The sequence below is a fragment of the Halioglobus sp. Uisw_031 genome (genome assembly GCF_047729875.1).
GTDB lineage: Bacteria > Pseudomonadota > Gammaproteobacteria > Pseudomonadales > Halieaceae > Marimicrobium.
On sequence record NZ_CP159826.1, the window covers coordinates 1,551,053 to 1,563,334 of the forward strand.

The window sequence follows — 12,282 nt, forward strand, 5'->3', positions numbered from 1 at the left end:
AACGCTTACAAAGGCGCAGTGAGGCCAAGGCTCAGGCAGGTGTCTGAGTTGCTGCGAGTGCAGAGCAGTCAGTTGGAGGCGTTCTTGTTAGCTAAAGGATAGGGTTTTCCCTACTTTCACACATTGCTAGAGGTGGTATCATAAGAAAATATTGTGTTGCCTGCAGCCTCAATGCCTAACTATCATCACTGCATGGCGCACCGTCTCTTCACTGACCAGCAGCGGGATGAGTATGAAAACGCACTTACGACACATCATCTCAATCGGTTTGCTCTTTGCGTCTCTTGTGGGGAGCAGCGGTGCTTGGGCGGTGGATTGCCCACAGAACTCCTACTCTTTCGCCACACAGGCAGCGGTTGATGCCTTTCCACTGGGTTGTGATTCAGTGCTTGGTAGTCTTACCGTCCTCAGTAGTACTGACATCACCAACATAGACGGCCTAGCTAACCTCACTAGCGTTGGGGACTATTTGAATATCCAAAGTAATACCGCCCTCACCAACCTCGACGGTCTAGTCAACCTCACTAGCGTTGGGGACTATTTGAATATCCAAAGTAATACCGCCCTCACCAACCTTGACGGCCTCGTTAACCTCACTAGCGTGGGGGGCGATTTGGATATCGTAAGTAATACCTCCCTCACCAGCATCAACGGCCTAGCTAACCTCACTAGCGTGGGGGGCCAATTGGATATCGATATTAATCCCTCCCTCACCAACCTCGATGGCCTAGCTAACCTCACTAGCGTGGGGGGCCAATTGGCAATCGGAGGTCTTGACTTTTCCGGCACTGGCGGAAACGGAAACCCTGCGCTTACCAACCTTGACGGCCTAGCTAGCCTTACTAGCGTCGAGAGTTTGTGGATCGTTGGCAATGACTCCCTCACCAACATCGACGGCCTAGCTAACATCACTAGCGTCGAGAGTTTGTGGATCGTTGGCAATGACTCCCTCACCAACATCGACGGCCTAGCTAACATCACTAGCCTGGGGGGCAGTTTGACTTTGGGCCTGCCATCTTTTCCCGGTTTTTTCGCCGGCCGCGGAAACCAGCTGCTTACCAACCTCGACGGGCTAGCTAACCTCACTAGCGTAGGCTTCAATTTGTCTATCTATCGCAATCCCCTCACTAACCTCGACGCCCTAGCTAACCTCACTAGCGTGGGGGGCGATTTGGATATCCAAAGTAATACCGCCCTCACCAACATCGACGGCCTAGCTAACATCACTAGCCTGGGGGGCGATTTGGATATCCAAAGTAATACCGCCCTCACTAACCTCGACGCCCTAGCTAACCTCACTAGCGTGGGGGGCGATTTGTCTATCCTGTACAATTATGGGCTCACCAACTGCCAAGGCATTGCACCCGTATTAGGTTGGCCGAGTGGCCCACCCGATGACTCAGTGGGTGGAACTATTACTATTAGCGGAGTTGATGCGTGTAATCCTGTAGCAGCTATACTCGCCTCAGTCTCAGGCCCGAGCCAGCCTGTTATCAACACCGCCACTGGCGGGAACGGAAGTATTTCTTTGGGCTTTTCTCTTTCAACTACCACGGACGCTGTTTTCCCCATCACAGGCTACGAAGCGACTTGCACTGGCTCTAATGTCAACCTTAACGAAGCACCCAATACACCACTCCTAGACAATACCCCTATTCAAAGAACACTAACCGTCAATGGCTATGACCCAACATCGACGGCGGCATTAATCGAGGTCGCTATCGACATCACTCACAGTGACCCAACCCACCTTGTCATCACCTTGACTTCACCCGCAGGCACAGTACTCACCTTATGGGATCGAGGGAGCAGTGGCGGTGAGAATCTTGTGGGCACGTTTCCAACTACGCTTAACCCAGTAGACAGTTTGTCCTCGATAGCACAAGAAAGCATGGATGGTGATTGGGTGCTGACTGCAGAAGATGTAAAAGCAGGCCCCCTCGTGCGCGAGGGTGTCCTCAATTCGTGGGGCATCAAGCTAACAGAACAGTTGACAGCCAATAGTTCTGATTCACCTATCACAGTAAACAACCTTATCAATGGCAGAGAGTATTCCTGTACCGTTGCGCCTGTCACTAATCTCGGTGCAGTCCCGCTGTCTAATGCTGTCAATGCGACACCAGTAGCAGGGACTACGGATTGCTCACAGGACGATTATGTTTTGAACACACAAGCCGAAGTTGATGCCTTTCCTCAAGGTTGCGATATGGTCGGCAGTCTGTCGATCCAGAATGGATTTGACATTACGAACCTGAACAGTCTGAGTAATCTCACTAGCGTGTTGGGCAATGTGGATATCGGTGGTAATAATGCCCTCACCAACTTGGACCGCCTCAGTAACCTTACTAGCGTAGGCGGCGATTTGTCTATCTATGCAAACTCTGCTCTCACCAAATGCGAGGGGCTTGCACCCGTGCTAGGTTGGCCTGATGGGCCACCCAATGATTCAGTGGATGGAGGCATTGGTATTGAGGCAAACGGCGGTACAGAGTGTGAGTCTGTAGAAGTGATACTGGCTTCAGTCTCAGGCCCGAGTCAGCCAGTCATCAACACCGCCATTGTGAGGGACGAGAGCATTTCTTTAGCCTTTTCTCTATCAACCACCTTAGACGTTTTGTTCCCTATCTTAGGCTATGAATCAGTTTGCACAGGTCTCACAGAAATAGAGACTGCACAGGGCGTGGGTTCGCCAATCACCGTAGGAAACCTCACAAACTACAGGGAGTATGATTGCACTGTTGCGCCAGTCACAGGGTTAGGTACGCTTCCATTATCGAGTTCAGTCAGTGCCACGCCCACACCGGAATCACAGGTTCCCATCGCGCCACAGATTACCAACATCGAATCCGGCAACGCTCAGGTTTCTGTCAGCGTTAGCGTGGCCGATGACGGCGGCTCACCGATCACCGGCTACACTGCCGCATGCGCCGGCGGCACCGGATACCATCTAGGCACTAGCCCGACCTCACCCATAACAGTCTCAGGGCTTACCAACGGTCAGCCGTATGCCTGTTTAGCGACAGCGACGAACGCTGTAGGAGCTAGTCCATACTCTGAACTCAGCGCACCATTCACACCCGCGGCCCCGCCCTCCGCACCACAGATTACTAATATTGAACCCGGCAATGCGCAGGTTTCTATCAATGTTAGCGTAGCAGATGACGGCGGCTCGCCGATCACCAGCTACACTGCCGCATGCTTCGCCAATGATTTTCTCGCAATCTTCGGCACGAGTCCTACTTCACCGATCACAGTCTCTGGGCTGACCAATGGGCAGGCGTATGCCTGTTTGGCGACAGCGACGAACGATGTAGGAAGTAGTCCAATATCTGCACCCAGTGCGCCGGTCATACCCGTGGCTCCAGCGCCTGGCTGCTGAATGGATTTGAGGCATCGTTCTGGGCATCAGTAAGCTGCGTAAACCCTGAGCCTTCTCCAGCCCGCCTAGTGCGGGTTTTTTGTTGGGGAGAGAGGCCAGCAGACACAGTGGCCAGTGGGATTAAGCTTCAATAAATAGGGTTTTCCCTACTCTGCGGCCAAAGATTAAGCTGTATTATCAGGCGAGTGAACAGCTATACCGATATCCAGCAAAACGACTATACTGAATGCAACAAGAATAAAAGGATGCAGCCATGATGCGCGCATTGGTGACTAAGACACTGTTTGTTCTTTCAATACTGCTATCGGCTCAGGCTTTGGCATTTGATGTCGATGGCCTCAGTTATGCCGTCACAAGTGCGACTGACGTCGAGGTAACGGGCCGAGCAGTGGGCAATGCGGACACGGACATAGTGATTCCTGCCACTGCTTCGGATGGCTCTACCACCTACAGCGTTACGACCATCGGGGGGTATGCTTTCGCCTCCAACGCCCTCACCAGCGTGACCATCCCAGACAGCGTTATTACCATTGGGGATAGTGCTTTCTCGTATAACAACAACCTCACCAGTGTTGCCTTTGAGGGCAATAACATTGGCGGCTTTGGATCGTACGTGTTCGGATACAGCCCCAATTTAGCGACGATCACACACTGTAAAGGGACAACGGGTTGGCCGCAGAACTTTAGCAATGGCTCGACCTTGATCACAACGACGCCGATAGGTTGCTCGCTGCCTGACGCCCCGACCATCGATTCGATAGAATCAGGCAATGGTGAGGCTATCATCACCTTCACGCCGGGTGCAGATAATGGCTCGCCTATCACGGGCTATCGATATATTAAGGATGATGGTGATACCTCAACCATCCTTGGAACAACTGGCAGCGGACCGCAGGGAATCGCAGTTGATGCGGCCGGCAATGTCTACACTGCCAACTTGTCTTCGGACAATGTGTCTAAGATCACACCCGCCGGCATCTCAACCATTCTTGGGACAACCGGTAGCGGACCGCAGGGAATCGCAGTTGATGCGGCCGGCAATGTCTACACTGCCAACTTGTTTTCGGACAATGTCTCTAAGATCACACCCGCCGGGATTTCAAGCATCCTTGGGGCAACCGGCAACGGACCGCATGGGATTGCAATAGATGCGGCCGGCAATGTCTACACTGCCAACAACGGCTCGAATAATGTGTCTAAGATCACAACCGACGGGATTTCAAGCATCCTTGGAACAACCGGGGGCGTACCCATCGACATTGCGATTGATGCGGCCGGCAATGTCTACACTGCCAACCCCGGCTCGAATAATGTGTCTAAGATCACACCCGCCGGCATCTCAACCATCCTTCAGTCCGAGTTTGGGGCTGTAAGCGGCTTCGGTATCGCCGTTGATGCAGCCGGCAGTGTCTATACGGTTCATGTCGTCTATTGCTTCTACGATTCGCCATTGGGGCCTGTGGGCTACGCCTGCGGTTCACGCGTGGTGAAAACGATACCCAATGGCTGGAGTTACGTCCTCACTGCGACAACGGAATTGATCATAGACCTAGTAGTTGGTGCAGACGGTAACGTTTACACAGCTAACATTGCAGACACAGGTGAAGGAACAGGTGAAGGAACAGTATCGAAGATCACGCCCGATGGCACCTCATCCACCCTTGGAACAACTGACTGGGACCCGTACGGAATCGCAATAGATGCTGACGGCAACATTTACACGGCTAACCGAAGCTCCGACAATGTGTCGAAAATCACCCCCGCGACATACCCTGCAACCGGCAACTCCAGCCCTATCACGATAACGGGGTTAACTAACGACATTGAATATTTGATGTCGCTGATAGCCGTCAATGAAGCGGGCGAGAGTGCGGCCTCCAATAGTGTATCCGTTATTCCCGAAGCACCCGCTGCGCCAGACGCACCGACCATCGACTCGATAGCGGCAGGTGACGGTCAAGTTGTCATTACCTTTACACTGGGCGCAGACAATGCTCTACCGATCACGGGCTACACTGCCTTGTGCTTCAACACCATCTCTGATTCCTCCATCGTTAGCAGCTCGGCCTCACCCATAACGGTCACGGGGCTTAACAACGGTGTGAGCTATGTCTGTTTAGTCTCAGCGACCAACGATGTAGGAACCGGTCCATACTCCGCACTCAGTGCACTGGTTACACCCGCAGGCGATGTTGACGGTGATGGCGTGAATGATCTTCTCGACAATTGTGTGTCCATTGCAAACCCCGGCCAAGAGCCTTCTGCCATCAATCCAAATTGCGGTGAAGCCTGCGTGACATCGAGTTGTGCAGGGACGTTTTGTGAGAATCACTGATAGAGGCAGCTTAGATAAGCTTTGCAACAAATGCGCAACAAAGTGTCAAGCATGTAAAGCCCTAGGTGAGGATAATTAAGAAAAATATATATAAATCAGTAATTTAATGGTCCGCCCTTCAAGATTCGAACTTGAGACCTTCCCCTTAGGAGGGGGACGCTCTATCCAGCTGAGCTAAGGGCGGATAACTGATGGGCGCGGATTATTCCGTGTCCGATTACAAATCGCAAGTCACTATTTTATCAAGTGGTATTCAGAATAGTCGGGATTGCGCATTGATTTCAGATAGTGCAGTGGCTTCCACGGATAGAGGTTGGGCACGCCGCTTTTATCGAAGTACCAGCTTGTACACCCTCCGGTCGCCCAGGTAGTGTTTTTGATCGCTTCTCCCATAGCTGCGTTATAGTCATCATAGGCCGTCTGTTTCGCGGCGATAGCGGCGAGTCCCTCTGCCTTCATGTGGTCTAGCATGCTCACGATGTAATCGACCTGATGTTCGGAGATGGCAATGAGTGACAGGTTGCCCACCGGTCCAGTGGGGCCTTCTACCATCCAAAAGTTTGGGAAGCCCGGCAACGCAACGGCACGGTGGGCTCGTGGTGCACCGTCCCATTGGGTCTCCAGATCGACACCGTTCTCGCCTGTCACACGCGCCGGCAGAACAAATGCAGCGGCATTGAATCCCGTCGCCAAGATTAATGCATCGAGCTCATGCAACTTGCCGTCTGCCGTGCGGATGCCTTGCGCTTCTATCTGCGTGATAGCGTCGGTAATAAGATGGGCGTTAGGCCGACTGATTGCTGGATAAAAGTCAGAGCAAAAAATCAGGCGCTTACACGTTGCATCGTAAGCTGGGGTTAGTCTAGCGCGCAGTGCTGGGTCAGGCACATTGTCTTTAAGGTGCTTCACGCACGTTTTGTTAATGAGACGTTGCATGAACTTGTTGCCAACAGTGGCCGCGCTGAAGGTGTGGACCATAAGCCGGCAGTAATAGTGATAAGCCAGTCGTTGCATGAAAGGAAACGCAGACAATAAGCGATTCCAACCTGTCGAATAGGCTATCTGCGGCAGTGGCGACAACCAATGCGGTGTGCGCTGGAATACGTGCATTTCGCTCACCTGATCGGTGATAGCACCGACGATCTGGCAGGCTGTAGAACCGGTGCCGATGATGCCAACGCGTTGACCTTTTAATTCTGAGGCGTGATCCCAACGTGCGGTGTGGAAACAGGCACCCTGAAAACTGTCGAGGCCATCGATGTCCGGATAGTTTGGCTGATGCAGGATGCCCGTCGCCGAGATGACCACATCGAATATTTCCTGCTTGCCATCGGAGGTTACAAGGTGCCAGCAGGGCGCATCGTATGTGAGTTCGGTCACGGCGGTGTTGAATGTCACTTTGTGTGTGACGCCAAAATCCTCTGCCACCTGTTCCAGATAAGCTTGAATGTCTGCGCCGTAAGAGTATCGATGCGGCCAGTCGGCCTTCAGCGCAAAGTAGAAACTGTACCAACGTGACGGAACATCGCAGGACAGTCCCGGGTAAGTGTTTTCTCGCCAGGTGCCGCCTACTCGATCGGTTTTTTCATACACGGTGACATCTGTGTAGCCTGCTTTTTGTAGTTTCACCACGGCGGCAATGCCGGACATACCTGCGCCAATGATTGCGATGCTAGGCTGGCGTCCTGACTGTGCCCACGGTGCGTTGTTCGTGGCAGTCTCATGGGCTTCTGATGTAGTCATGCTGACATTCTTGTTGTCCGGTGGGTGGCGACATTACTTGATACCAGTAGGGTATCGGTTCTGGCTGTGCGCGGCCAGTGTTGGCGCTGCAATTTTTGTGTGGAACGAGGCTATTTAGCTGATTAACATCGCCCTGATGACTTTATGTAGTAGCCGTTTTTGTCTGGCGATGTTGTCCGCATCTAGCAGGTCGCCTTGCGCAAGGGAGGTGAATACCCGCTGCGATAGAAAGTACCCCGTCGTGAGATTGAACATGGCGATTAAGTTGATGGCAAGTGCGGCGCGGCTCTGCGAGTCGGTTTTTTCGGTTCCGGTGGTCGTGATGCCGTCAAACGATTGCAGACTTATCATGCCCTGATTCAATAATTTCTCCAGCCAAGCATTTACCAATTGGTTACCTGCAGACGCACTGTCGCCTTGCATGGCCCGCTGGAACAATACCGCCATTAGAGGGTGTTCTAGCAGTATGTCTGTAATAGTAGCGGGTAGGTCTGCGTATTCTCTGAGTGTTGCCGCATTGTTTATGTGATTCGACAAGGCCAGCGTCATTGGGTTCAGCGCTCGAAATAAGACCGCTTTGTAGAGCGCCTCTTTGCTTGCAAAGTGGTTGTAGAGTCCAGGTTGCGCGATATCCGCTCTCTCGGCAATCTGGCGCAAACTGGTGCCGTCGTAGCCGTGTGCGGCGAAGAGATTTTCGGCAATGTCCATGATGCGGTTGGCGGTGCGCTCACCCTTGGTTCTTGCAACTGGTTCGGCAGTGTTCAATGACATAAATGATCGTATGATTGCTAAATATTGGTCAAAAACTACCACAAACCCCTTCAAGTTTCGATCTGAAGCCGCTTATACTGATTAAATATTACTAAGTGATAATATATGGAGTCTGTGGTGAGTCTGAATATCAGTGCTTTAGTCAATGAGGACGCCTCTCTAATAAGCCGGCGCTGCTGGTCCGATGAAGGCGTTTACGTACTGGAAAAGAGGGGTATTTTCGGGAAATCCTGGCTGTTTCTTGGGCATGAATCACAGATCCGCGCGCCGGGTGATTTCGTGCAGGCCTATATGTGTGAAACGCCAATCATTCTCTCCCGCGGTCAGGATGGCGGTATTTACGCCAATATCAACAGCTGCACGCATCGTGGGTTACCCGTCTGTCGGGCTGATCACGGCAATACCAAGCGGTTTGTTTGCCCCTATCATAATTGGTCATACTCGGTGGAAGGGAATCTGATGACAATTCCACAGGAGAGCGAAGTCGTCCGCAAACCGGATAAGACTCAGCTGGGCCTCAAACGGGTGCCACGCGTTGAGTCCTGGCGGGGCATGATTTTCGGTAGCTTCGATGAAGCCATTATTCCTCTGGACGAATACCTGGGCGATATGCGTTTTTATTTGGATGCTTTTTTTGACCGTTTCCCTGCCGGCATAGAATTTATGGGTGCGCCTCACCGCTGGGTGATCAATGCTAACTGGAAGCTTCCAGTAGAAAACCAGTTGGGGGATGTCAACCATGGAGCCTTTCTGCACAGTGCCATTATTCCCAAAGAAGCACAGGACATCATTGAACAGCTCGGCCACAGTGTGGTGACTACCCCCGGGCATGGTGCCACGTTTCGCTTGATGCCCGAGAACACGCCGGTGGACGATGTTGCCTGGGGGATGGAGGCGGTGGGTTCAATCTTCGGTGGCGGCGAGGTGCAAAATTATTTGCGAGACATTCAGGCGCAGGCCAGCGAGCGCGTAGGGGACCTGCGTTCGCGAATGAAAGGGTTAACCTATGGGGTCTATCCCAACCTATCGTTCCTCTGGTCGAACACGTCGTTTAAAGTGTCTCATCCCAGAGGCCCCGGTAAAGTGGAATACTGGTCATGGGCGGTGGTGCCAGCCGACGCGCCGGACAATATCAAGAAAATTTTACGCACCAATTACAGTTCCTTTTTTGGCCCCGCGGGCATACTGGAGCAAGAGGATTCGGAGGTGTGGGCGCAGCAGTTTTTGGGCAGTAATATCGACTTTGCTGATGACCGTCCTTATTACTACGGGTTGGGTCTGGGTGAAGAAAAGCCCCATCCCGATATGCCGGGTCTGGTCAGTGTGACGGCAAACGAGTTTTATGCGCGACACTTTTTTACCCGGTGGAAAAATGAGCTGCAGGCAGTGGAGGGTTCACTATGAGCGCACTGTCTGTTGAGGTCACTCCAGAGCAGCAGAGGCAGTTGGAGCGCTTTTATTTTCACGAGGCTAGGCTGCTCGATAGTCGCCAGTATCTGCAATGGTTAACGCTGCTCAATGAAGATGTGCGTTATATCATTCCCTCTCGCGTCAATGTGCAGGTGAACAATCGCGCGCGTGGACACGAAGACATGATCAGCGTTGAGCATGAGTTGGAGGGAGAGGACTCCATGGGTTGCCCGCACCGCGAAGAAGGTTATATTCTTCTAATGTTGCGTGCTGAGCGAGCCTACAAGATAAATTCTTGGTCAGAAAATCCGCCTGCTCGCACCCGACGTATTGTCGGCAACATTGAGTTGATGGAGCACAGTGGCGACACGTTATCCGTGTTGAGTAACTTCCACCTCTATTACGCACGCCCCGGTAGCGACACTATTGTCTACAGTGGGCAGCGGCGCGATACGCTATTGTCTCAGACTGATGGATTTCGCATTGTTCGCCGTGAGGTGGTGCTGGACTATGCCGCTATAGAGTTGCCGACACTCGGCTTGTTTTTCTAGGCTGAGTGAGGTGCCGCCAGCGCCCCTAACGAAAATACCGATGGATCTATTGCAATTGTGCGGTACCCACCTCACTCTAGCGACAGTTTGGGTAGGGGTCAGCATGCGGCGTGATCTTAAATATGGGTGTGATTGAGGGAGGTGTTGTGCGGTACCGGTCGAGTCAGGGTAAGAAGCGTTTTACATGGGTGTGTGTGCTGTTGGCAGTGGCGACACAATGCACTGTTGTGGTGGCCCAGAGCCTGGCCGATCAGCGCAGCAATTATGCGGAGGCTGTGCAAGCGATAGACCGCGGCCAATGGACGACGTATGAAACATTGCGTCCGGCGCTGGATGACTACCCCTTGGCGATTTATTTGGATTATTTCCAACTGACGCGTCAGTCGGGCAGGGTGGATCCGTCAGACGCTCAGGCTTTCCTCGTTCGCAGCGCTGATACGCCACTACCCAACCGTTTTCTGGCGATATACCTGCGTGAGACGGGTAGCGCGCAGCGTTGGCAGGATTTTTTGCAAGTTATGCCACAAGAGCCCAACAGTATTGTGCTGAAATGTTATTACTTTAGAGCACAGTTGGCGCAAGGCAATAAGGAGGCGGCCTGGAATGGTGCCCAAACATTGTGGGTGTATGGCAAGTCGCAGCCGAAGGAATGTGATCCGTTGTTTAAAGCCTGGCAGTCTGCGGGGCAATTGACCGATGAGATTGTCTGGACGCGGATGCTTAATGCGTTCGCCGCGCGGCAGCCCTCGTTGATGGGATTTGTCGGCAAAAAAGGCAGTGCTGCCCTGCAGCCCTGGGTGAAAAAATTACGGGCGGTGTATGCCAGTCCCGAGTCTCTCACCCGGATGTCTTTGCCGGCGGACAACCCTCACTCATCAGACATCGCCATTCGCGGCCTGGCCTATCTGGCTACGTACAGTCCGCAAAAGGCATTGGCTGATTGGGCCGAGTTGCGGCCTAAGCTAACGTTCAGTCCTGAACAAATCAATCAGGTGGAGTACGCCATTGCGCGACAAACGCTGCTCTCACGCACCGCCTCCAACAATGATTGGCTGGAGGGCGCTCTGGCCCGCCTCGACGATGATAAGCTCACTGGCATCCGGCTACGTTGGGCGCTCAAGGAGCAAGACTGGGCAGCGCTGGAGCGGAACCTGTCACTGCTGTCCACAGCCGCTAAAGAAGAGACCGTATGGCGCTACTGGCTTGCGTTCGTGCAGGAATGGCGGGGTGAGGCCGCAACGGCAAGGTCCACCCTAGAACGTTTGGCGGACGAACGTGATTACTACGGGTTTCTTGCAGCAGACAAGGTCGGACTGCCGTATTCACTCAACCATGAAACGCTAGTGATGGACGCTGCTAGCCCGGTGCAAGATTTTCCTGCTTTGCAGCGTATTGAAGAGCTGAAATTTCAACAGGAGGATAGGCTCGCACACTCTGAGTGGTACACGTTATTACAAGGTACGGAAGATCTTGCGCAACAGCAGAATCTCGCATTGCTGGCCACACAAAACGGTTGGTATCGTATGGCGATCGACGCGGCGACGAGGGCCAAAGTCTGGGACGCGTTGGATCAACGGTTTCCTACGCCTTATCAGGATATTTTTACGCGGCACGCCGCGACCCATGACGTGCCCCGTACAGAACTCATGTCCATTGCGCGTCGGGAGAGCGCATTTTTCCCGGGTGCGCAGTCTCCTGTTGGCGCGCGCGGTCTGATGCAGATTATGCCCGCCACGGCGAAGCAGGTAGCGGCATCTTTGAAGGAGCCTCATACGCAGGCTGACTTGTTCGAGGTGGAGCACAATGTACTGCTAGGAAGCGCGTATTATCGTCAGGTGTTAGCCCGTTTCGGCGGCAATAGAGTGTTCGCCCTGGCCGCTTACAACGCCGGTCCTCATCGAGTAGATCGCTGGCGCGACAGGGCAGGCGAAGGCGTTCCGGTTGAGGTTTGGATTGAGACGATTCCTTACCGAGAGACGCGTAATTACGTGCAGGCCGTGCTCGCCTATAATGTGGTGTTCCAGTATCTGCTGGGTGATACTCAACGTCTGTTCACTCCCCTCGAGCGACAGACGCGTTATTGAGTGGTTGCA

At 53.0% G+C, this 12,282-nt stretch carries 7 protein-coding genes and 1 tRNA gene; 5 read left to right on the top strand and 3 right to left on the bottom strand.

The window, feature by feature from the left end:
• Positions 1 to 232: 232 nt before the first annotated feature.
• Together ABXT62_RS07095 and ABXT62_RS07100 are read left to right on the top strand one after the other, a co-directional pair.
• On the top strand, positions 233 to 3,379 hold the full coding sequence (locus ABXT62_RS07095; protein ID WP_415357904.1) for a proprotein convertase P-domain-containing protein: 3,147 nt from the start codon (positions 233 to 235) through the stop codon (positions 3,377 to 3,379).
• A 253-nt stretch (positions 3,380 to 3,632) separates the two neighbouring features.
• Positions 3,633 to 5,714, top strand: coding sequence for a leucine-rich repeat protein (locus ABXT62_RS07100; RefSeq protein ID WP_415357905.1), 2,082 nt, complete (start codon positions 3,633 to 3,635; stop codon positions 5,712 to 5,714).
• A gap of 107 nt (positions 5,715 to 5,821) precedes the next feature.
• On the opposite strand, the gene ABXT62_RS07105 is transcribed toward ABXT62_RS07100, so the two are convergent.
• The 3 genes from ABXT62_RS07105 to ABXT62_RS07115 form a co-directional block, all read right to left on the bottom strand.
• Positions 5,822 to 5,898 (bottom strand) — tRNA-Arg (locus ABXT62_RS07105).
• Between the two features lie 50 nt (positions 5,899 to 5,948).
• Positions 5,949 to 7,457, bottom strand: coding sequence for a flavin-containing monooxygenase (locus ABXT62_RS07110; RefSeq protein WP_415357906.1), 1,509 nt, complete (start codon positions 7,455 to 7,457; stop codon positions 5,949 to 5,951).
• 114 nt (positions 7,458 to 7,571) lie between these two features.
• A complete protein-coding gene (locus ABXT62_RS07115; RefSeq protein WP_415357907.1) occupies positions 7,572 to 8,228 on the bottom strand; it encodes a TetR/AcrR family transcriptional regulator in 657 nt (218 codons plus the stop codon).
• Positions 8,229 to 8,345: 117 nt separating this feature from the next.
• Between ABXT62_RS07115 and ABXT62_RS07120 the strand changes: the two genes are divergently transcribed.
• From ABXT62_RS07120 to ABXT62_RS07130, 3 genes are all read left to right on the top strand, one after another.
• Positions 8,346 to 9,632 carry an aromatic ring-hydroxylating oxygenase subunit alpha gene (locus tag ABXT62_RS07120; protein ID WP_415357908.1) on the top strand — a complete coding sequence of 429 codons (1,287 nt, stop codon included), beginning with the start codon at positions 8,346 to 8,348 and terminating at the stop codon, positions 9,630 to 9,632.
• Positions 9,629 to 10,189 carry an aromatic-ring-hydroxylating dioxygenase subunit beta gene (locus ABXT62_RS07125; RefSeq protein WP_415357909.1) on the top strand — a complete coding sequence of 187 codons (561 nt, stop codon included), beginning with the start codon at positions 9,629 to 9,631 and terminating at the stop codon, positions 10,187 to 10,189. The genes ABXT62_RS07120 and ABXT62_RS07125 overlap by 4 nt, the downstream gene beginning before the upstream one ends.
• A gap of 122 nt (positions 10,190 to 10,311) precedes the next feature.
• On the top strand, positions 10,312 to 12,273 hold the full coding sequence (locus ABXT62_RS07130) for a transglycosylase SLT domain-containing protein (RefSeq protein ID WP_415357910.1): 1,962 nt from the start codon (positions 10,312 to 10,314) through the stop codon (positions 12,271 to 12,273).
• Positions 12,274 to 12,282 lie beyond the last annotated feature (9 nt).